Here is a 19,486-nt window from a genome sequence, read left to right as displayed (position 1 = left end):
GGTTAAGTTGTTCATTGATTGGCGAGAGTTACCAATGCCGCCGCAAGCGCGCGGGTACCGAGGACAAGATCGGCTTCATCGGTGTCTTCCATCGGGTTGTGGCTGATGCCATTCCTGCTAGGTACGAACAGCATCGCGGCCGGGGCGACTTCAGCGACGTACATCGCGTCGTGAAATGCTCCCGAGCCCAGACTGCAGTAAGGCGCTCCAGTCGCTGCCACAGCGTTTTCGACGATACTGAGGACGTCGGCGTCGAATTGCGTCGGAGCACGCTGCATCAGGGTTCGGATTTCTGCAGCGCATCGCGTCTGTTTCCGGATAACGCGTTTGATCAGTTCTTCCATGTCGGCGAGAAACGCATCGGAAGGATGACGCAGGTCGATGCTGAAACCGACATGGCTTGCGATCGTGTTGATGGATGAGCCTGGAACGTCGAACCTTCCAACAGTGAGGCGAAGATTGCCGTCGTCGCGAGCTGCGGCCGCTTCATTAATCCTGACGACCAATTCCGCAGCGGCAAGCACGGCGTCATGTCGCAGCTGCATCGGCGTCGTGCCGGCATGAGCACTGACGCCCCGCACTTCGACTTCATACCAGCGCACGCCTTGAATCGAAGTGACCACGCCAAGCCGGCACTGTCCGCTTTCGAGTACCGGGCCTTGCTCGATGTGGGCCTCGATATAGGCATGCACCGGGTGGCCAAGCGGGCTCCGCTTCGCCGATGGAAGTATCCGTTCAATGGCAGCATTGCAGGCCGTCTCAAATGTCTCGCCCTTCGAATCGCGCGTCTGGAGAAACCCCGCCAGCCGGCCAGGCTCGGCGAAAGCCGATGAACCCATCGCGCCAGGCTTGAAACGCGTTCCTTCTTCGTTGGTCCATGCGACGACCTCGATCGGCCTACGGGTATGGATGCCGGCATCGTCGAGCGCCATGAGTGCTTCGATGCCGGCAATGACGCCGAATGCACCATCGAGCCATCCTCCCATCGGCTGAGTATCCATGTGGCTTCCCGTCATCACGGGTGCCAGTCCTGGAACAGTGCCTGCCCGCCTGACGATGAGGTTTGCCGCATCGTCGACCATCCATTCATAACTGGCCGCCGGCAGTAGCCGGCACAACCAGGAACGTGCCGCCAAGTCGATTTCAGTGAGCGCTTCCCGGCAAACGCCGCCATCCGCAGCGGCACCGAAGCCGGCCAGCTCTCGCTGCATGCGGATCAAGCGCTCCTGGTTCACTGCATCGAACGCGTGTAGGGAGTCCGGAGATAATTCGTTTCGTTTGGTTGACGACTTCATTTGCACCCCGGCTCGGCCACGGAATCGAATGCGGCAAGGTCGTTATTGGCGTTTCGCGACAACCAGGTACGCAGGAACGCACGCAAGCGCTCGGATACCGGATCGGAAAACAACTGCTGCGGGGGGCCGCATTCGACCACGCGGCCGCCTTCCATGAAGGCCACGCGGTCAGACACCTTCGCTGCGAAGCCCATTTCATGGGTGACCATGACCATGGTCATGTGCTCCCTAGCGAGCGACTGGATCACTTCGAGCACTTCGTCCACCAGTTCCGGGTCGAGCGCCGATGTTGGCTCATCCATCAGCATCACTTGAGGCTCAACGGCCAGCGCACGCGCAATTCCAACGCGCTGCTGCTGGCCGCCGGAGAGCTGTGAGGGGTAGCTGTTGGCCTTGGCGGCGAGGCCGACGCGGTCGAGTACACGCATGGCCCGCTCGCGTGCCGTGTCTGGGCGCATGCCTTTGACAAGCGTCAGCGGTGCGGTGACGTTATCGATAACACGCATGTGCGGCCACAAATTGAATTGCTGGAATACCATCGCTGCAGCCGCGCGTACTTCGGAAATTGCACGTTCGCTTGCCCGTCGCCGACTGCCGTTCGGCATCGTTTCGTAACCGAGCAGCGCACCGCCGATGTAGACCTCGCCCTCATCATACTCTTCGAGAAAGTTCATGCAGCGCAGTGCAGTGGTCTTTCCGGAACCCGACGGTCCGATAAGAGTAACGACTTCTCCGCGCTGGATGTCGAGGTTGAAGTCCTTGAGTACGCGGTTGCAGCCGTAGGACTTGCCCACACCGCGCAGGCTCAACATAGGAAGGGAAACGTTGGTCATGGGGTGTCCTTTCGAAAAACGGGAGCTGAGATCCTCTCCAAGGCATGTCCTGCGAAACCGAACGAGAGTGCCAGCACCCAATAAATCAATCCCAGCAGCAGATAGGGCTCGGCATAGGAGAACGTGTCTGCGACTGACGTGACCGGCTGATTCCAGTCCAGGTTGAGAGAGAATTCAACTTAGGAAAGGAACCATAAGATGCCTCGCAAGAGTTTTACCCCCGAACAAATCATCGCCACGCTGCGCCTCATTGAAGTGGCCATGGGCAGTGGCAAGAGCACGCCATTGGCCTGCAAGGAAGCTGGTATTTCCGAACAAAGCTATTACCGCTGGCGTGAACCGCCCCGGAAATCGAGGAGGCTCCAACGTTTGAGATAATGGAGCCTATGAAGAAGCAAGCAATCAAGTATTCCCCGGAAGTCATCGAGCGCGCAGTGCGGATGGTTTTCGAGAGCAAAGAAGAACATTCATCGCAATGGGCAGCCATCCAGTCCATTGCCGGCAAGATTGGCTGTACTGCCGAGACTCTGCGGCGCTGGGTTCGTCAGCATGAGCGTGATCACGGCCAGCGACCGGGCACCACGACGACCGAACAGGATCGGGTCAAGGAGCTGGAGCGGGAAGTACGCGAGCTGCGCAAGGCCAATGAGATCCTGAAGTTGGCCAGCGCGTTTTTCGCCCAGGCGGAGCTCGACCGCCGCTTCAAGTCGTGAATGCCTTCATTGACCGGTACCGGGAGGCATTCGGGGTCGAGTCGATCTGCCGGCTACTGCAGGTTGCCCCGTCGGCCTATTGGCGTCATGCAGCGCGGACTCGTAATCCGGCATTGCGGAGCGCACGCGACCGCCGTGACGAGATGCTGATTCCCCATATTGAGCGAGTATGGCATGCCAACCTACGGGTCTATGGGGCAGACAAGGTCTGGCGTGAGCTCAGGCGCGAAGGCATTACGGTGGCCCGCTGTACAGTCGAGCGGCTCATGCGCCGTCTGGGCTTGCGCGGTGCCGTACGAGGCAAGCCGGTTCGTACAACAGTCGGTGATAGGACGGTGCCTTGTCCACTGGATCGGGTCCACCGGCAGTTCCGGGCAGATCGGCCCAACAAACTGTGGGTGTCCGACTTCACGTACGTGTCGACTTGGCAAGGCTTCGTGTACGTGGCCTTCGTGATCGACGTGTTTGCTCGTCGGATCGTTGGCTGGCGCGTCAGCAGTTCAATGCAGACAGACTTCGTGCTCGATGCACTGGAACAGGCGCTGTACGCTCGGCGGCCGCAGGATGGCTTGATTCATCACAGCGACCGCGGGTCGCAATACGTGTCTATCCGCTACAGCGATCGCCTGGCAGAGGCTGGCATTGAACCGTCTGTGGGCAGCAAGGGCGACAGCTATGACAATGCCCTTGCCGAGACCATTAACGGCTTGTACAAGGCCGAGCTGATCCATCGACGGACACCATGGAAGACCCGGGAAGCGGTGGAGCTGGCCACCTTGGAATGGGTGTCCTGGTTCAACCACCACCGATTGATGGAACCCCTTGGCTATATCCCGCCGGCAGAAGCTGAGGCAAACTACTACCGGCAATTGAGCAGTCAAGCCGTCCCGGCCTGACTCACACCAACCAGCCTCCTCAAAAGCCGGGGCGGTTCATCTGACATTTCAAGCAGCGGTCGAGGAGCCAATACAACTGACGGCTATTGATGCCGGTTTCCTCTTCGATGTCACGTAACGTCCTTCCCGCAACATACAACTCGATCGCTTTGCATCGTGCAGCATAGACCTTTTGATTTTCTGGTGACAGCGCGTGGTAGTCGACAGCGGGCCATATACAGGTGTCGATTTCCAGAAAGTTGGCACGGCGTCGACTCATGACTTGTCTTCCGTGGTTGCGAACTGAGTCAAAAACGAAAGCGGCTCGGTCATCAATTGAGGGGCATGCAACGTACCGCGGTGAAGTAAGGTAAAGAGAGCGGCACGTACGATTGTCGGTTCTGCAGGGCTTAGTTCCCTTTCAATATGGGAAAGCTGTATTGGTTCACGAACCACGCGCTGTACCGACTTCAATAGTGTGTCCGGAACCAATGTCCGGCATGAGGTGATTACTGGCAGAATGCGTTCCCAGTTCTCTACCCATACTTCGAAAGCTGCCAACTCAGCATGCGATATGGTCGTCACTGCATAGCGCGTACCACTTATTACTGCGTTCGATAAGCGGCACTCCTCGTCCAGAATTAGCAAGGAATCACCGTCGCATTTTCTGACCCAGTAATCGACCATGAGCCGATCCTCTCCGTACTCGACAAGTGCAGGACGTTCGCAATATGCATGCACCCTTGGATCGGCCTCAAGACATACCCATTGAAGGTATGCGGCATCGCTGAAGCACTGGACTCGACGGTTGAGTTTGATTCCGTAGACGTCGACGCGGCGACTACCTCGCGGTCGAGTCATGGAAACTGGAGCGTGGAAGCCTGTTGTCGATTTCGTCATTCCGACAACGTACGCCTCTCATTGAGTAGTCAAAGCTACGAATAGACAAATTTACTTGCTTCTGATGCGAACCGATAAATTTGCTTTCTTTTTTATGCTAGGAAATTTGTCTGCAAATCATCGGTTCCCTTGGAAAACGGGCTGCGCGTGCAGACAAATTTGCTTTCCTCTACGACATCGCCGCATGCCTGTGGTCACGCAGTCGCTACGATAGCAAGTACGTGCATCCTGTCGAGAGCGTACGCGCAGACGTGGTCGGTCATTATGTGCTTGACCGGCATACGACGCTGGGAAATCACCTCTACATCGACACCAGAGCGGTCTATGATGGACGATTTACCATTGTTGACGCGGAGACCTTGCGCCCTGCCCGCCCGAAAGCTTGGCTCTTTCGACCACCAGCATTCACCCTTGCACCGTGATGTCAGTGAAGTACATCATGCAGTCACCGTCACCTCGACTAGCGGATGAACACTGTTTGCGGTAATCGAGCACCAGGCCAGGATAGCGTGTATCGCCCCTGCTGCGCCAGACGACCCGTCGAACCCTTAGCCAAGTCAGTGATTCGGCGGCAGCAAAATTCTTGGCTATACCTTCACCCGCACTGAGGCTCTCACGAGCGCCTGCTCAATCGCCGTTTTAATTGCACCGCGCTCGGTTCTGCCTTCCGTGAGAACCATCAGCGCGGCAGCGGCGTCTGCGCTGATCCATGCGGTGATCCGCACTTCACCGCGGTGGCGCTTTTCTTCGTCCGACTTGCGACGGCGTTCAGCGGGAGACATTGCGGTGACAGCGATGGGCTTGCGTGGCATTGCGAACGAACTTTCTTATTGGGTGGCAGTCTGCGCATGGTGTTTTTATCATGCCGCCTCAATAGTTGCATTCATTTTTTTCCTATCCCACCTGGCGTCTTTCAAGAGAATCGAAATCGCCTATGCGGTCTCGAAATTCTTGACCGTATCAGGCACAAGCAGGCGGGCTGCGACAGGTGACAACAGACCTGAAATGAAAATTTCATTATCATTCATCGCAAAAAATGTTGCAGAGCCGATGGTTTTTTCTGGTTACTTTCCGAAAAACCTTTCCAATCAAACACTTACACTGGTTCCGGCAGCTACCCTTGATTTCCACTTGCCTCCATGTTGCGATCACTTTAAGAACACCCTGATGCAGTGGCTTACCTCCTTTAGAGGCCGGTATGGCAAACAGGTAAGCGACTGACCAGCACGGCTTCGCTTGCACGACAAATTGGCAGGTAATGATCATTCGGTCGCCAAAGCGACGGTACCAGTGTATGGTGTTCCTATAGGGCTATTGGAACGAGGCAGCTTGCGGCGAGTACCAGCGCGCGTACAGTCACCGCCCAACGCAGCACCGACGTGGTACCCAAAAGAAAAGGGAGCGATCTTTTTGCCAGCATTGGGTGATCGGGATTGGGCAGCTGGGTCTTTGCTATGGTCTTCTGACGCTCAAATTACACTGTGCCATACCAGGATTCATGGAGTGTCCTTGGGTTGACATCGCTCAGGCGCTGTATGACTGATGCCGCGATGGTTGCACAGCTTGGATGACTGATGAAAGCAACGCTTACAATGGACTGGCTTGTTTTCTGTCGATTCCGAAAACAGGCCGGGACACCGATTAACACCTTGCACCATTGATCGTCATTATCATCAGTTGGCCGTGGAACTATGAACCCGGTATCGCGTAGCACACCGCTCCTGGCACTTCCCGTCGACTAACTGCAAGATACGCATAATGCGGTCATTGTCGATACACGGCGTTGCGACCTCAGCAATAAGTGCGCTCTTAGAAGAGTCAAGACATGGCGGTTGAATGGCAAATCATTTTCCTTGCTTCGGCAGTTAAATCGATGGCAGGTCATCAAATGAAACCAAGGTCGAGGATTTTCCGGCAAGAAAGTGCTTGGATCCAACGACGGGTCACGGCGAAACACAAACAGGAGCAACGGCGTCAAGCGTGAACAACAACTTGACCTGTTGCATGACATCGCGCATGGTTGGGATCGGGATGCTCAAAAGCGGTCTCCATTGGTCGGTAGAGATGTAGCCAGCGACTGATGTATTCGCCGTACCCGTTGCAAATGCAGCGGGCATCGTGGAAGGCGCTGACGTGCGACGTGTGGCAGGGCGTTGAACGGGCAAGCGGAGTCCTTGCCGCCGGCCCGATGAAACACGGTTCGTTTGGCGGCATTGACGGCGACCAGTTCGCGCAAGTCAGGCGTTTCGAATACACGTCCGTCGTATTCGGTCAGGAAGCGGTCGATGGCGGGCTGGTCCGCGACGGCTTGCTGCTGGCTGGAAGCGAGTTGTGCTGCGCGGGCGTCATAGTCGCTGGGCTTGTTGATCAGGCTGAGCAGGTAACGGTACGCGCGGGTACGGCTTAGGCCGAGGGTACGCAGGCGCTCACGTGCGCAGATGATGATTGACTCCAGTTGGTATCCGGCCTGGCGTGCGAGCCCCCGCAGTTTGGCAATGCCACTCTCCAGGATGGCGAACTCCAGTGCAGCCTGCCTGAGCTCGTCAGGCAAATCGAAGCCGTGGGTTTTGGTGTTTTCTTTCGAAATCTCCTGGAGATCTTTTTTATAACTAAGATCCACGTATACAGCACCGTTGGCCAATTCTGCCGCCGGTGATAGCGCGGTGCTAGGACAGTCAGGGTAGGGCAGGCGAACCAGGGTGCAGAAGCGTTCGGTGAACGAGTAGGTATTTTTCCTATCGAACTGGCCGAATTCATCCCGGGGTATGTCGCCGTCAAGGGCGAGAAAACCTAGGGCGCGGAAACTCCCGATGGCCCGGCGCACGGTGCGCTCCGAGCATTCTGCTTCGTCGGCGAGTCGGTCGCAATTGGCCTTTACAGGCGTCAGACCGTTCTTCTGATTCATTCGCAATTGACTGCGATATACGGCTTGCGCCCAGAAGACCCGGATTCGGGCACGAGCAGGGTCGTGAAGCTTGGTGTGTGCCATTGCGCTCACGCCGCCGCCGTAAGGAGCTGGCTCGGGGGAGGAGCATAGGCAATGCACCCGGAATCCTTAACCTTTGTGGCGTTTATGCTAGCGAGGTAGGCCTTGAGATTCGGACGCGGACCAGACCGAGTCGCCGGTGGGGTAGGGGCTTTCTTGACGTACGAGGCACGGTCGACCAGGTCCGGGTTGGCGAGCTTGGTCTGCCAGTGTGCGACATCGTGCGATGTCCTGACCGGGTAGGTGGAGTCCTTGCCGCCGGCCCGATGAAACACGGTTCGTTTGGCGGCATTGACGGCGACCAGTTCGCGCAAGTCAGGCGTTTCGAATACACGTCCGTCGTATTCGGTCAGGAAGCGGTCGATGGCGGGCTGGTCCGCGACGGCTTGCTGCTGGCTGGAAGCGAGTTGTGCTGCGCGGGCGTCATAGTCGCTGGGCTTGTTGATCAGGCTGAGCAGGTAACGGTACGCGCGGGTACGGCTTAGGCCGAGGGTACGCAGGCGCTCACGTGCGCAGATGATGATTGACTCCAGTTGGTATCCGGCCTGGCGTGCGAGCCCCCGCAGTTTGGCAATGCCACTCTCCAGGATGGCGAACTCCAGTGCAGCCTGCCTGAGCTCGTCAGGCAAATCGAAGCCGTGGGTTTTGGTGTTTTCTTTCGAAATCTCCTGGAGATCTTTTTTATAACTAAGATCCACGTATACAGCACCGTTGGCCAATTCTGCCGCCGGTGATAGCGCGGTGCTAGGACAGTCAGGGTAGGGCAGGCGAACCAGGGTGCAGAAGCGTTCGGTGAACGAGTAGGTATTTTTCCTATCGAACTGGCCGAATTCATCCCGGGGTATGTCGCCGTCAAGGGCGAGAAAACCTAGGGCGCGGAAACTCCCGATGGCCCGGCGCACGGTGCGCTCCGAGCATTCTGCTTCGTCGGCGAGTCGGTCGCAATTGGCCTTTACAGGCGTCAGACCGTTCTTCTGATTCATTCGCGACATCAGTGCCAGCAGGACTCGCACTTCGGTTTTGGTCATTGCATGGATAACGTCCGGGAAGGTGTACGCCCGGATGATGGCTTCAAGGATCGCAGCCGGGCGTGTCTTGAAACGCTCGACTAATTCCTTCAGTGTGTACGCGTGCACAATCGCACTCCAATGCCTGGCGCCAGGCGGAATGGTTTAATGGCACACATCGATCAAGAAAAAGGGCAGCAAGCTGCGCGCGAATGCGCAAGGCCGCGATAATTCTTCAGTCAATGTGCAAAAAGTCGTGGTGGCTTCTTGCGAACTGAAGAACTTCGGGATAGACTCGAATCTGCTGAGTGATTAAGAATCTCCCCGGGTTCTTCAATTACAGATAACCGCCCGCTCCCCAGCGGGCGATTGTCTTTTAGGCCCCAGTCAAACGCTCGGTTCTAAGTGGTCATGTCAGCTCTCCAAAGAACGTTTTTTGATAAGTCGTTGATTTTAAAGGCACTCCAAGTCGGTGAAGCGTCACTTACTTCAAAAAATGCTGTTTCAGCCAATCCTGAAACTCTGCCATCACGGTGGTGGCATCACCCGCGTCCTCGAAATCGAGCCGGAAGACGGTCGGCGATGCAGTGGGTCGGATCGTCATGAACTTTTCCTTCCCACGTTTGATGGAAATCGGTTTGGGTCGCTCAGCGGTCTTCGGTGCTTGGGTCGCCTGTGTCTGCGCGACAATACGTACCGATTCTTCCTGGGTTAGCTTTCCTTCCGATAAGCCCTTGATAACTTCGATCACCGCATCGCTCTTACCCGCCTTGGAAAACTTTGCCAGCTCACTGGCAGCGCTGGAGCCTAGACACCCAGGACTGGCTTCGAGAATGCGAATGGCAGCCTCGGGCAGGTCTTCATAAGACATCAGTCGGCGTACATGGCTTGATGATATGCCTGCCTGCTCTGCCAGTTGATCCACCGTGAGAGACGGATTGAGCGCTCGCACGGCCATAAAGCCAAGAAACTTTTCGAAGTCGGGCAGTTGCGGTTGCAGCAGGTTTGCGTAAAAGGCGCCCATCAATGCCTTGTCATCATCCATCGTGCGGATCACCGCCTCGATCTCATCACGCCCAAGTTGCTGATACGCGGCGACCCGGTTATGCCCTGAAATAATCTCGAAGCCACCGGTTTCGCGAGGTCGTACCGTGATCGGCGTCATTAAATCGTTGTTCCGCAAGTTCTCGACCAGTTCGTGAAACTGTTCGTTGCTTAACTTCCGTCGCCGTCCCTCCAGCTCATGCAAATCGCTAAGCTTCAATTTGCTGTACGGCAGATTGGAAAGCTTCGCTTCCAGTTCCTCAATGCGGTCGGCATAACGCTGCGCTTCCAGCCGAAAAGCGCCAAGTTGCCCTGGCATGGTGACCGGCTTGCGGGTCGCCTCCGTGTCACTGTTCATGCGCTTTTCGACCGCATCGGACAAGCCTGCGGTCGTTTTCTTCATCCGGTCAGCTAACCCCATCGGTGACCTCCTCCTGAACTGATTTCCATGTTTCCAGCATTTCGAGCTCAATCTCTTCAACGAATGCGTCGAAGGCGGCGACCGCCTTCGCGGATCCGGCATACGACGATAAATCGTATAACGTCCGGAATTCGGCGGCGGCATTGCTTACTACGTCGGATACCGGCAGCTCGCAACGGCCTATGAATTCTGGATAGGTATGCTGCAAAAGTGAACGGGTCGCATCCGTGGCATCCATGCGGTCCTTTACCTTCTTTGCCTTCACCTTGGAAAGCACGATTTTGACAAAATCAAATGTCTTGGAAAGCTTGCGTGAGTCGCGCAGGCTCGCGAAGAGTTCGGCGAATTGACCCCAGAACATGGTGCTTGACGCGTAGTCGAGCGCTTCCGGCGGCACGGGGACGATCATGCCGTCCGACGCCATGAACGCGGCCGTCGCCAGATAGCTCAGGGTTGGCGGTGTATCGATAATGATGACGTCGTATTTATCGCGCAACGGATCCATGGCCCCGTTGAGCAGTTCCCAAAACTCGAACGACGGGTCATCCGCCTGCCGCGAAGGAAGGAAATAGTCAGCACCAAAAAGGTATGGGGCCGATGGAATCAAATCGATGCCGGGCCAGTAAGTTTCTTGTGGCACCCCGGCTAACGTTTCCACGTCGCCATATACAAGAGGCATTACCGTTTCCGATTCCTCAACTTCCGCCTCAGGTACCTTGCCAAACAGCGTAGTTGTGCTTGCCTGCGGATCAAGGTCCATCATGCAAACTTTGTGGCCATGTAGGCTAAGGCCTTGCGCAAGGGCAACGGCGAGCGTGGTCTTACCGACCCCACCCTTGAAATTTCCTACACACAACGTCATGCCAGGTGCGCCCGGTGGTCGAAGTCGCTCAGGCACCAGCCGACGAACAGTGTCTTGCACAACCGCAAGTAGAAACTCACGCCCGCGGTTACTCCCCTTAATGATGCCGTTCGGAATTTCTCCCTTTTGGATCAGATAGTTGAAGCGGGAGCGGTCAACATCCAGTAATTGCATCAAACGGGTACTCGATATCACCGGCGGCGTTTTACGCGGGTGAGGTTCAAGCATCCGGTCGCGTACCTCGAGTAGCGTCGCGCGCGCACGCTTTGACACTGATATGACCTTGTCAATGTCGATGGACTTTCGTGCCAGCGGTACATCCTTTAACAGCATATATTTCTCCTACCTGGTATCCTAGCTGTCCGCATATTTGCATTGGATTGCGGGGTCTGCGTCAATGGTCAAAACACGATGGGGCGGTGATGATAGACACTGATGAAGGCCAACGACTACAGTGGTCTTGCCAACGCCACGTTTGGTGTTTTGTACGTTCAACAAGAAACCGGGCGCAATGTCAAGAATGCACCGCTCAGACAGGTCGGTAAGCGCCGACCGTTCTGCCGTAGAACCGGCAAAACGGTGCCCGCGACCAGTGGCGTCGGTTACAGTGCCGGAAATTTCCCTCTCTAGATGCTCACTACATTTCAACATCGAACTCTCCTGAATCCAAGCATGCAGAATTCTACGTGAAATAGGCAACCATACTCGGTTGCGTAGAATTTCAACATACGCATCGAATTGGTTGATGAAGCGCAGAACATACCCAACCGCGTAGACTTCCGTATCTGAATAGTAACGAGTATTTTTATGGAAATCCAGTTAACTTTATCGCGGACCAGGGCTTTGAAGACGATAAATCGACACTTTTAAACCGGTTTATCTTGACTCTCCATGCAAAAGTGCTCCCCATGCAGATATTGCAGCAAGGAATTCAGCTGGTCAGCATTCGGACGGTTGCCAATTGCCCTGGTGCGGACTCTGTGTCAACTGGCGTCCAAGACAAGAATGACGACGCGCATTGGGTTTCCTTGGGAATCCGATACTTCACCGCGCCCTGAATAATTAGAACGCCGGCGATCGCTTCGCTGTTCTACGAGACTCCCGAAGTGCAGCAAGGCTTCCTACCGGATAAGAATCGGAGCCGATACGATCCTCTGTGGCCAGTTGATAGTAGCTGTTGAAGACATGTTCGAACCCTAGTCTGAATGCCTGCGGTTCGTACTGGCTTGGTATCACCACCCCAGGTTACCTGACGTTGGCATCTTGTACAGGAGATTGACCGCTTAAATCCAATAGCGTACGAGGCAGGCACCAGAGATTCACAACCCGGACCAACGCCAGAAGGGCGGCAATGCCACCGTAGCAAGGGTAGAATAGCGCGCAACCCCTTAGCAAAAAACACAATTAATAAAGAAAGGGTTAGGGGTGCTCCGATTAGCTGCTGCTGGCGGGGCTACCGAATAGCTGGCAGGGCCTTGCCTGACAGCTGCATGCATATTGCGGTGCGTATTCAGCGCGCAGGCTCTTCCTAATAGTTCTGAATCACTTTATTAATTGCGTTTAATAGATAGTTGACGTTCTAGTGGGCGTCAAGCCTGATAAACTATCCGGTATATTGGGCTCTTACCAACTGACTAACATGACAGGTGTCTCGTATCCGGACTGGATTGCAGATCCTCTGCAGGCGTTTACCTCATTTGTGATGTCACCGCAGTACCAACGGCTTGGAAGACGGTTACCCCCGATTGACACGAAAACCGGGCGCCCATATCAACTCGCCCCGTCGTCAATCAAGGTGGTCGTCGCCATGTTTTCCCGCTTCATCCGGCACCTCGACGCTGATGGTGTCGACTTGACGACCGCAACGAGCGGCCATATTTTCGACTTCTTGGAAGGCCGTTCGCGCGCGGTCGATGCCAGGCGGGTTACTAGCCGTATTCGTGTCAAGTACCTGCAAATCCTCGAACGGGTGTTTGCTGAACTCGGAATTCAACCTAATCCAGCCCATCAAGCCAGCGCTATCTTGTCCGGCTCGCCCAACGGTACCGGCAAAAACTTGGAACGCCAGGCGCTCACTGAAGCACAGGCGGAACAATTCATTCTGGCTTTACCAGGCGGGCCGAAAACGCATTGGAAGAAACGCAGAGACGGTGCAATGCTTATTACGATGCTGGGAGCAGGTCTATTGCCTTCCGAAGTGCTGAGGCTGGAGCGGTCTGCGGTCATTTTCGATCGCCACGGCAATCAAGTCACCATCGATGTGAAAAAGAGCCCCGATGGTCTTCGGGCTCGCCATACTACGATCCTGCATGCATTTGCCATACCGATTGTGATGGACTGGGTCGGCGAACACCGGGCGCGAAAACTTCCCGCCAATCGCCTATTCCCACCGGCGGAACAATTGAAGACACCGCACGAGCGGCTCGATCCCGCGACGTTATATTCATGCGTTCGACGTACTTTTGAACGGGCAGGGCTAGCACCTGCCCACCTCGGGGGCAGGACTCTACGCAACACCTTCGCGGAACGGGAGCTCGCCAAGCAAACGCCGGCGACGACCTTGCAACAGCTTCTCGGCTTACACGACGTTGAATCCGTTGATTTATATGATGATCATGCCAACGCCGGACGCATCAAAGAACGGCAACAGTACCGACGAATGCAGCAAGACCCTCGCTTTCTCTGGTAAGCGCAATGTTGCCGGAGCTGCCATTGAAGGGCCGCGATGATCACGCACAGCAGGATGGGTTGGACTGCCGAACCTTTGATGCTTAGCGAGCATGCAGGTCACCCTCGCCATTCTCCTGTTCGAATTGTCTCTGCACTCGGATCCGCCATAACCGCTCGCGCCGTCAGACGCCAGAGACACGGCGTCAACACGGTTCGCGCGGCGTGATGACCAAATTGGCATGACGACTTCTTGCGGCAGGCCATCACTCGGGCATCCATAGCCGGACCGGAATTGGACCGGTCTATGCACCCCAGCGACAAAGGGCTGGTTGCCTGACAAGGACAGCGTTTCAAAGCGCGCGATAGATCGCATCACAAATCCCAACTGCATCGCCGCCTTGCCTTGATCTGATGGCGTTGCGATAGGTTATCCCAATATTCGACAACGGCAAAACGCCGGCGCAATTCTTCGTTGACACCATACTGAATGACCATCGTAAGTACCAGGATACAATCATTTGCGCGCTCGAAATCGAGCACGCCGAGCCAACCGATGGAAAAAGGGAAGCGGCGGTTGTCAAAAATATGTAGCAGCAGGGACGCGACTACACGTGGCTGCTTGCTGTCGCCATCGGCGACAGCGCGTAATCGGTCAAAGGCTTCGATTCCCGCCTGAACAACTTCACGCTGCTGGCCCTTCCAATTCAAGATCATCGCGAGCGCCGCTTCGCCGCTACGCCCGCCTTGGCGAGTCAACTGATCGTCTTGCATAGCTCTCCTTTTCATCCTCACCGACTTGCTGTCTTTTTTAGCCGAGGGGCAGTGGTGCGTAACACGAGACAGCGCCTTCAAAATAATCACTGCCAATAGCCGGAGATTACACCAGTCGATATGCACCGCTGCAGTAATTCCGTTGCAGCCCCATGTTGTGGCCTTTGACCCAAAAAATATGCGGGGCAGCCGGACCTTACAACCATGCCCAGAGTCGCGGTGCCGGATGCTTCCGTGCTGGACTTCAAGGACCGACCGCACATGGCACTGGCGTTGGCCAGATCAACCGACACGGAGGTTGTCTGTCTTGGCGAGCAGATATGGCGCCGCCAATAGATCACATTCGGCATACGGTCGCGCAGTGCATCCTTGCTGAAGTTTTGTTGTTCGCGCATCGTCTCTTTTACTTGCTGTAGATAAGAAAATTAAACTGCAAGTACTGATACTGCAGAACCGCAAACTCTTCTCGTTACCATTGCTGCGTTGTCCGAGCGAACACTGACTTCGCTAGACGCATATACCGGGTACCAATCTGAAGGGGCGCCGCATGACCTATAAAGAGGAAAGAAACACCGCACTACTCTCGCCACAGGAAATCGTAGACTTGATGCGGCGGGAAGCAGAGAACGCAAGAATTGCAGACCAAGGCATTACGGCGTTCGAACGCCTTTCGACACGTGTGCGCTCTCGGTCCGATCAGCATCGGGTCGTTGCCGCATTGCTGATGAATTTATTTGACCAACGACGGTTCCGGTTCAACGTTCTGAGCCTTGCGCTGCTTGACTACGCCACCGAAGAAGATTGCATTGCCCTACTGCGGCTCATTGCAATGAGTGGTATTCCTCGATTCGTCCGTGAGGAATTTCATAGGAACCGAGCCTTCTGGGAACAACTACCGCAGCTCCATGGCCTCAGCCCAAGCTCTAGATGATCTGTCTGCTGAAAAGGGAACGCGAACTAAGTAAAACATACTTGCCTTCCGGTTTTTACGACCCACGAGACCCTGTCACCCAAAGGGCAAGACGTTGCGACCAAGCCAGCAATGGCTGGGTATGCAGGCATTCGATGTGGCCGGACACATCTCACGTCGACAGCACAACCCGCGGTGTCCGTCCCTTTGACTTAGAGCGTCTAACTAAATGGGGTGATTGCGGTCCAATGATCTTTCCAAGTTGTTCCGTGGAGAGACATCATGGCCCGCGAACTGGTTGATGATGAACTATGGGAAATCGTTTGCCCATTGCTTCCGCCCCCACCGCCACACAAGACGCCGGCCGGCCGCAAGAGGTTCGATGAGCGACGTGTGTTCACTGGCATCGTCTTCATTTTGCAATCTGGCCTGCCATGGGAAATGCTGCCCCGGGAAATGGGTTGCGGCTCGGGCATGACGTGCTGGCGCCGCGCACGCGACTGGCAGAAAGCAGGTGTCTGGGAAAAGCTGCATCGCGTACTGCTGGCCAAGTTGCGCAACGCCGACCGCCTCGATTTCTCGCGCGTGATCGCCGACAGTTCGTCGGTACGCGCAGTGCATGGGGGAAAAAAACTGGCCCCAACCCGACTGATCGGCGCAAGGCGGGCAGCAAGCATCACCTTGTCGTCGACAGCAATGGCACGCCGCTCAACGTCATCCTGACGGCAGCCAACCGCCATGACTCGACGCAGCTCATGCCGCTGCTCGACGGTGTGCCGTCGATCGCTGGCCGACGTGGACGGCCATTAAGCAAGCCTCACTGTGTACAAGCCGATCGCGGTTACGACTGCGAACGGTATCGCCGTATCCTGCGGCAGCGTCAGATTACGCCGCAGATCGGCAAACGTCTCACTCGCCATGGCAGCCACTTGGGTATGACGCGCTGGGTGGTCGAGCGCACCTTCGCCTGGTTGCATCAGTTTCGTCGCCTGCGTGTGCGCTACGAACGACGGGCTGATATGCATGAAGGATTTCTCCGCTTGGGATGCGTGATCATTTGCTGGCGTACGCTACGCAACGCACTGCGTGAACCATTTCCATTTTGTTAGACGCTCTTAGATGCACACGGGATGATTTCGTCCGCAATTCCTGAAGATGACATTTGTCACCTCATCATCATTCTCGCATCGCACGTAACCCTACGACAGTGGGACTCATCTCGCTGCTGTGACCACCAAGCCAGATCTGACAGCTGATCCGCCCCGTGGATTGTGACGGCAGGCCTTCATCGAACATCGGCAAGCCGAAATTCTGCAGCGTTGTACCAGGCGTCGGCGGGATGGCAGCCCATGCCACCATCAGGTGCTTGTCGGACTCAGGCCGTACTGAATCATCCGGTTCGATGCATTGATCTGCGCCATCGCGCAGAGTCGGATTGTGCACGCACTTCGCGCCGGCATAGGCGGTCGTTCGGAACAGTGAAGCGATGTCAGGAGTCGCATGAGCCTCTGGAAACCGGACACAGCAACGGGCGCGGTTTCGTTACTGGCTAGCAGGATGTGGCATCGGTCGATGGTGAAACAAGGGCTGAGGCCAAGCCCACGCGGTTCCATGCGTTGCGATTGCGCTCTTTTCTGTTCCGATTGCGCTTGTCATTGATAGCCCGCGATGGTTTCTACCCGCGCCTCGCCGGTACAGAAAAGCAGCTTGTCGGTCTCAGCATCAGGACGCTTGCGCTTCGCCTTTGGCTTGTGGAGCTCGACGTAGACTTCCGCCCGTCCGACTGTGACGCGGCCATCGCACGAAACGATTTATGCCGATCTGGGGCGTGGTCACAGACAGGCTTTTCCAGCCAACTCGCGTCGGCCTCTTGAGGGGACAGGAGCGCATCAAAATCGGCGCGGTGCTTCAGATATATGCCAATGCAGTCTTCGCTGGTACCGATAACGGCGGAGTGATCCGTTGGGGTGGAACATGGCCCTCCGTGATGCGCTTGATGCCGTCGTCTGCAAGCGCGATGACCACCATTTTTGCAATGGGCTTTCGATTCTCCTGGACCTAGCCGAATCCGTTTAATCGAGAAAATCTTCCAAGATGCACGACGACGCCCGGGTTGCCAGCCTCCCATTGTTGCCAAACATCACCCATCGTGTGAAGTCGGGCGCCCGCCTCGGTCTGCCTAATCCCCGCCAGTTTGCCAGCCTTGCAAAGATCCTGCGGCGCAAGTGAGCCGGCCCGCTTGGTATCAGATTGCCCAGGCATTAATTCACACCTCCCATACGAAATGCTGCCTGACACGGCTGATGATAGTACGGCGCCTGGCATAACGACACCGCGACGACACCATCCTGCTCGTTCGCCACCATAGGCGGCGTCGCACAATATTTCTTCATGTCCTTCACTCCAATTATTTCGGTTTCCACTCGGCCAAGAGGATCTGGCGAAACGACGTGCGGCCGAGCATGTTGGTTTTGCTCATGTCCTCGAACGTCCCCAGGATCGCGTCTTTCGCCTGATCACAGCGCGGCTGCGTCGAAAACTCCTGCATGCTTACCGTCGGGCCCCAAGTGCCGGTGCCGCCCAAAAACGTCATCACAATCAATACGTATGGCATCTCCACCTCGCTTTAAAGCACGCCACGCCACGCGTCAGCCGGAATGCTGGCCCACGCTTGCTTCAAGCGCTTCACCGTCTCCGGCCGGACAAGAAGGTAAGGCATGTGGCTCTCGGAAAAGTACAGCGCTCCTTTCGCGCCGCACCAACCAGCTTCGAACAGCCGCACGTCACCGCCATGATCGTTGCCCAATTGCTCGAACAGCTCGTTTTCGTCCGACAGGTTGTAAAACCCAATTGAATCAGCGGGCACATGCCATAGGATCGCGAGCAGCTGAGTAATACGACGGGCCGCATCATCCCTGTCCACCGCGTCGATAAAGACTGTTTCCTCGCCCGGCGTGTAATGCTCCAGTCGACTTGCGCTGGAGTGGCAGAAGGCGCGGAACAGCGTAGGCCGCCGGGTGTTGCTGTCTTGAATGGGATAGGCGATGGTAGCGGTTGCAATCATGTCAGGCCTTCAGATTCAGTATGCTCTACTTTGCGCCGTCGGCTTCGATGTACGGGCCTTCCGGGGAAAGAACAAGCGGCATCAACAACTCGTTGAACTGTATGAGCACGTCCTCGGCAATATCCACATCCCAGGCTGGCGCTTCCGCAAGCCAGTTCGCGCGGGTGTCAACGGAGCCGGTCTGCCGATTCATCAGCATCTGATCGCCATCAAGCCGAGCGTGGTACGCCGTGAGGTCGCAAAGCCCGACTACTGAATTTCGGATTGACCGCAGGGTTCCAAGATAATTGTTCGGGCCATAGTCATAGTATTGGCCCACAAGTAGCGCAATCAGACGCGCGTCGATGGCGCTAATCACAACGCCTTGCGATGCCGCCACCTAATGCGTCGCTTCCGCAATCACTTTAGCGCTCATTGCGCTGATTTTCCAGACCGTCGTTTGACCATGCCCAACGAGCACATCAAAGACGCGAGTTGCGATTGTGCCGGGGGCCTCGGTTGTGGTTGTCATGCTATCTCCTAGCCCAACCGGGCCGACTTGATTAGGAAAAGCTCCCAAGATGACGGGCTGATCGCCTTAAGCGGGCTGACAAGGTTCGCCATGGTCATCTAAACTTTCCATTTGCCACACGGGGTCGGCCCAGCGCAGGCAGGCATCTCTCATCGCCAGGATTGGCGTATCGAAGCGCGGGGCATTCACATTATCTTTGCCGTCGAGGATGACGTAGAACCCTTTGTCGTCGCACATCAGGCTCAGGAACGCCCGCACGCCGCGATCGGTGAAGAAATTGAGCCGCGCCCAATTAGCCTTGACCAACCCGGGCGTCGGGATTTCCGTGGCGACCATTTTGCCCTTCAGCCAATCCACGTCAGCAGCAGCGCTGCCAAAACAGTTAGCCGCAAGATCGATAGCGCTGGCAGCATCCACGCCAAGATAAAGGCCGAAATCGTAACGCTTGCCATCCGCTCCGGGCACCTCCCGAATGTCGAAACACTTTTGCTGTTGGGCTGCCGTCGGCATGCCGTCACTTCCAGCAGCAATTGTTGCAGTCATAGTGATTTCCTGTGTCCCCGATCCCGAGGCGCGGCTGTAGTGTATCCACAATTTATTGATACGCGTACTAAAAGTATCGGA

The 19,486-nt window shown here is 56.0% G+C and carries 22 protein-coding genes, 1 pseudogene and 1 other annotated feature; of the genes and pseudogenes, 8 read left to right on the top strand and 15 right to left on the bottom strand.

What is annotated here, in order from left to right; translation table 11 throughout:
• Nucleotides 1–11: 11 nt before the first annotated feature.
• Nucleotides 12–1,211: a M20 family metallo-hydrolase gene (locus FH061_RS27565; RefSeq protein WP_225984926.1), complete on the bottom strand. Its 1,200-nt coding sequence runs from the start codon at nt 1,209–1,211 to the stop codon at nt 12–14.
• A gap of 80 nt (nt 1,212–1,291) precedes the next feature.
• The gene (locus FH061_RS27560; protein WP_318841063.1) at nt 1,292–2,128 is read right to left on the bottom strand and encodes an amino acid ABC transporter ATP-binding protein; all 837 of its coding nucleotides are present in this window, start codon (nt 2,126–2,128) and stop codon (nt 1,292–1,294) included.
• A 198-nt stretch (nt 2,129–2,326) separates the two neighbouring features.
• On the opposite strand from FH061_RS27560, the pseudogene FH061_RS27555 reads away from it, so the two are divergent.
• Both FH061_RS27555 and FH061_RS27550 read left to right on the top strand, forming a co-directional pair.
• A pseudogene (locus tag FH061_RS27555) lies at nt 2,327–2,467 on the top strand (transposase); the annotation flags it as partial.
• A gap of 47 nt (nt 2,468–2,514) precedes the next feature.
• Nucleotides 2,515–3,737 (top strand): IS3 family transposase gene (locus FH061_RS27550; RefSeq protein WP_151639041.1). Its coding sequence is split into 2 segments (ribosomal slippage): nt 2,515–2,806 and nt 2,806–3,737, totalling 1,224 coding nucleotides; the frame shifts between segments, so codons are not numbered across the junction.
• Nucleotides 2,796–2,912, top strand: a sequence feature (AL1L pseudoknot). (Overlaps the previous gene by 117 nt.)
• A gap of 19 nt (nt 3,738–3,756) precedes the next feature.
• On the opposite strand, the gene FH061_RS27545 is transcribed toward FH061_RS27550, so the two are convergent.
• Both FH061_RS27545 and FH061_RS27540 read right to left on the bottom strand, forming a co-directional pair.
• Nucleotides 3,757–3,996, bottom strand: a complete 240-nt coding sequence (locus FH061_RS27545) for a hypothetical protein (protein ID WP_151639040.1) — start codon at nt 3,994–3,996, stop codon at nt 3,757–3,759.
• Complete coding sequence (locus FH061_RS27540) at nt 3,993–4,403, bottom strand: hypothetical protein (RefSeq protein ID WP_151639039.1); 411 nt, start codon at nt 4,401–4,403, stop codon at nt 3,993–3,995. Before FH061_RS27540 ends, FH061_RS27545 begins: the two co-directional genes overlap by 4 nt.
• Nucleotides 4,404–5,285: 882 nt before the next feature.
• Here FH061_RS27540 and FH061_RS27535 point away from each other — a divergent pair.
• Complete coding sequence (locus tag FH061_RS27535) at nt 5,286–5,837, top strand: hypothetical protein (protein ID WP_151639038.1); 552 nt, start codon at nt 5,286–5,288, stop codon at nt 5,835–5,837.
• An 814-nt stretch (nt 5,838–6,651) separates the two neighbouring features.
• Here the strand turns inward: FH061_RS27535 and FH061_RS27530 are convergent.
• From FH061_RS27530 to FH061_RS31925, 5 genes are all read right to left on the bottom strand, one after another.
• Nucleotides 6,652–7,605, bottom strand: a complete 954-nt coding sequence (locus FH061_RS27530; protein WP_151639037.1) for a hypothetical protein — start codon at nt 7,603–7,605, stop codon at nt 6,652–6,654.
• A 5-nt stretch (nt 7,606–7,610) separates the two neighbouring features.
• Nucleotides 7,611–8,738: a helix-turn-helix domain-containing protein gene (locus tag FH061_RS27525; protein WP_151639036.1), complete on the bottom strand. Its 1,128-nt coding sequence runs from the start codon at nt 8,736–8,738 to the stop codon at nt 7,611–7,613.
• 355 nt (nt 8,739–9,093) lie between these two features.
• On the bottom strand, nt 9,094–10,074 hold the full coding sequence (locus tag FH061_RS27520) for a ParB/RepB/Spo0J family partition protein (RefSeq protein WP_192805285.1): 981 nt from the start codon (nt 10,072–10,074) through the stop codon (nt 9,094–9,096).
• A complete protein-coding gene (locus FH061_RS27515; RefSeq protein WP_151639034.1) occupies nt 10,061–11,269 on the bottom strand; it encodes a ParA family protein in 1,209 nt (402 codons plus the stop codon). The genes FH061_RS27520 and FH061_RS27515 overlap by 14 nt, the downstream gene beginning before the upstream one ends.
• Before the next feature lie 21 nt (nt 11,270–11,290).
• On the bottom strand, nt 11,291–11,431 hold the full coding sequence (locus tag FH061_RS31925) for a nucleotide-binding protein (protein ID WP_225984928.1): 141 nt from the start codon (nt 11,429–11,431) through the stop codon (nt 11,291–11,293).
• On the opposite strand from FH061_RS31925, the gene FH061_RS31330 reads away from it, so the two are divergent.
• Both FH061_RS31330 and FH061_RS27505 read left to right on the top strand, forming a co-directional pair.
• Nucleotides 11,372–11,566, top strand: a complete 195-nt coding sequence (locus FH061_RS31330; RefSeq protein ID WP_225984929.1) for a hypothetical protein — start codon at nt 11,372–11,374, stop codon at nt 11,564–11,566. The two genes, FH061_RS31925 and FH061_RS31330, sit on opposite strands and share 60 nt — an antisense overlap.
• A 1,177-nt stretch (nt 11,567–12,743) precedes the next feature.
• Nucleotides 12,744–13,625, top strand: coding sequence for a tyrosine-type recombinase/integrase (locus FH061_RS27505; protein ID WP_192805284.1), 882 nt, complete (start codon nt 12,744–12,746; stop codon nt 13,623–13,625).
• Nucleotides 13,626–13,978: 353 nt separating this feature from the next.
• On the opposite strand, the gene FH061_RS27500 is transcribed toward FH061_RS27505, so the two are convergent.
• On the bottom strand, nt 13,979–14,377 hold the full coding sequence (locus FH061_RS27500) for a DUF7673 family protein (protein ID WP_151639031.1): 399 nt from the start codon (nt 14,375–14,377) through the stop codon (nt 13,979–13,981).
• A gap of 547 nt (nt 14,378–14,924) precedes the next feature.
• Between FH061_RS27500 and FH061_RS27495 the strand changes: the two genes are divergently transcribed.
• The 3 genes from FH061_RS27495 (at nt 14,925) to FH061_RS27485 (ending at nt 17,349) form a co-directional block, all read left to right on the top strand.
• Entirely contained in the window at nt 14,925–15,308 is a 384-nt protein-coding gene (locus tag FH061_RS27495) for a DUF7673 family protein (protein ID WP_151639030.1), read from the top strand.
• Nucleotides 15,309–15,569: 261 nt separating this feature from the next.
• Nucleotides 15,570–16,396 (top strand): IS5 family transposase gene (locus FH061_RS27490; protein ID WP_151639029.1). Its coding sequence is split into 2 segments (ribosomal slippage): nt 15,570–15,909 and nt 15,909–16,396, totalling 828 coding nucleotides; the frame shifts between segments, so codons are not numbered across the junction.
• Nucleotides 16,397–17,100: 704 nt separating this feature from the next.
• Nucleotides 17,101–17,349 carry a hypothetical protein gene (locus tag FH061_RS27485; RefSeq protein ID WP_151639028.1) on the top strand — a complete coding sequence of 83 codons (249 nt, stop codon included), beginning with the start codon at nt 17,101–17,103 and terminating at the stop codon, nt 17,347–17,349.
• A 345-nt stretch (nt 17,350–17,694) separates the two neighbouring features.
• Here the strand turns inward: FH061_RS27485 and FH061_RS27480 are convergent, their stop codons facing one another.
• The 5 genes from FH061_RS27480 to FH061_RS27465 all read right to left on the bottom strand — a co-directional run bounded on the left by FH061_RS27480 (nt 17,695) and on the right by FH061_RS27465 (nt 19,405).
• Nucleotides 17,695–17,901, bottom strand: a complete 207-nt coding sequence (locus tag FH061_RS27480; RefSeq protein ID WP_192805283.1) for a hypothetical protein — start codon at nt 17,899–17,901, stop codon at nt 17,695–17,697.
• A gap of 12 nt (nt 17,902–17,913) precedes the next feature.
• A complete protein-coding gene (locus tag FH061_RS27475; protein ID WP_151639026.1) occupies nt 17,914–18,351 on the bottom strand; it encodes a hypothetical protein in 438 nt (145 codons plus the stop codon).
• A gap of 25 nt (nt 18,352–18,376) precedes the next feature.
• Complete coding sequence (locus tag FH061_RS27470; protein WP_151639025.1) at nt 18,377–18,709, bottom strand: hypothetical protein; 333 nt, start codon at nt 18,707–18,709, stop codon at nt 18,377–18,379.
• Between the two features lie 21 nt (nt 18,710–18,730).
• Complete coding sequence (locus FH061_RS31555; protein ID WP_264158762.1) at nt 18,731–18,862, bottom strand: hypothetical protein; 132 nt, start codon at nt 18,860–18,862, stop codon at nt 18,731–18,733.
• A 66-nt stretch (nt 18,863–18,928) separates the two neighbouring features.
• Entirely contained in the window at nt 18,929–19,405 is a 477-nt protein-coding gene (locus tag FH061_RS27465) for a hypothetical protein (protein ID WP_151639024.1), read from the bottom strand.
• Between the last annotated feature and the right edge of the window lie 81 nt (nt 19,406–19,486).

Origin of the sequence: Noviherbaspirillum aerium, assembly GCF_008929045.1 — a bacterium.
Lineage (GTDB): Bacteria > Pseudomonadota > Gammaproteobacteria > Burkholderiales > Burkholderiaceae_D > Noviherbaspirillum > Noviherbaspirillum aerium.
The sequence above is the reverse complement of the archived record's forward strand: the minus strand, read 5'-3'. Positions and strand labels throughout refer to the sequence as shown.

What these genes read in the sequence shown, in the direction of transcription:
- FH061_RS27495 (WP_151639030.1), top strand. Translation starts at nt 14,925, where the DNA reads ATGACCTATAAAGAGGAAAGAAACACCGCACTACTCTCGCCACAGGAA.
- FH061_RS27520 (WP_192805285.1), bottom strand. Translation starts at nt 10,074, where the DNA reads ATGGGGTTAGCTGACCGGATGAAGAAAACGACCGCAGGCTTGTCCGAT.
- FH061_RS27545 (WP_151639040.1), bottom strand. Translation starts at nt 3,996, where the DNA reads ATGAGTCGACGCCGTGCCAACTTTCTGGAAATCGACACCTGTATATGG.
- FH061_RS27475 (WP_151639026.1), bottom strand. Translation starts at nt 18,351, where the DNA reads ATGATTGCAACCGCTACCATCGCCTATCCCATTCAAGACAGCAACACC.
- FH061_RS27485 (WP_151639028.1), top strand. Translation starts at nt 17,101, where the DNA reads ATGCCGATCTGGGGCGTGGTCACAGACAGGCTTTTCCAGCCAACTCGC.
- FH061_RS31330 (WP_225984929.1), top strand. Translation starts at nt 11,372, where the DNA reads ATGAAGGCCAACGACTACAGTGGTCTTGCCAACGCCACGTTTGGTGTT.
- FH061_RS27465 (WP_151639024.1), bottom strand. Translation starts at nt 19,405, where the DNA reads ATGACTGCAACAATTGCTGCTGGAAGTGACGGCATGCCGACGGCAGCC.
- FH061_RS31555 (WP_264158762.1), bottom strand. Translation starts at nt 18,862, where the DNA reads ATGACAACCACAACCGAGGCCCCCGGCACAATCGCAACTCGCGTCTTT.
- FH061_RS27500 (WP_151639031.1), bottom strand. Translation starts at nt 14,377, where the DNA reads ATGCAAGACGATCAGTTGACTCGCCAAGGCGGGCGTAGCGGCGAAGCG.
- FH061_RS27560 (WP_318841063.1), bottom strand. Translation starts at nt 2,128, where the DNA reads ATGACCAACGTTTCCCTTCCTATGTTGAGCCTGCGCGGTGTGGGCAAG.
- FH061_RS27505 (WP_192805284.1), top strand. Translation starts at nt 12,744, where the DNA reads ATGTTTTCCCGCTTCATCCGGCACCTCGACGCTGATGGTGTCGACTTG.
- FH061_RS27565 (WP_225984926.1), bottom strand. Translation starts at nt 1,211, where the DNA reads ATGCAGCGAGAGCTGGCCGGCTTCGGTGCCGCTGCGGATGGCGGCGTT.
- FH061_RS27530 (WP_151639037.1), bottom strand. Translation starts at nt 7,605, where the DNA reads ATGGCACACACCAAGCTTCACGACCCTGCTCGTGCCCGAATCCGGGTC.
- FH061_RS27480 (WP_192805283.1), bottom strand. Translation starts at nt 17,901, where the DNA reads ATGCCATACGTATTGATTGTGATGACGTTTTTGGGCGGCACCGGCACT.
- FH061_RS27540 (WP_151639039.1), bottom strand. Translation starts at nt 4,403, where the DNA reads ATGGTCGATTACTGGGTCAGAAAATGCGACGGTGATTCCTTGCTAATT.
- FH061_RS27515 (WP_151639034.1), bottom strand. Translation starts at nt 11,269, where the DNA reads ATGCTGTTAAAGGATGTACCGCTGGCACGAAAGTCCATCGACATTGAC.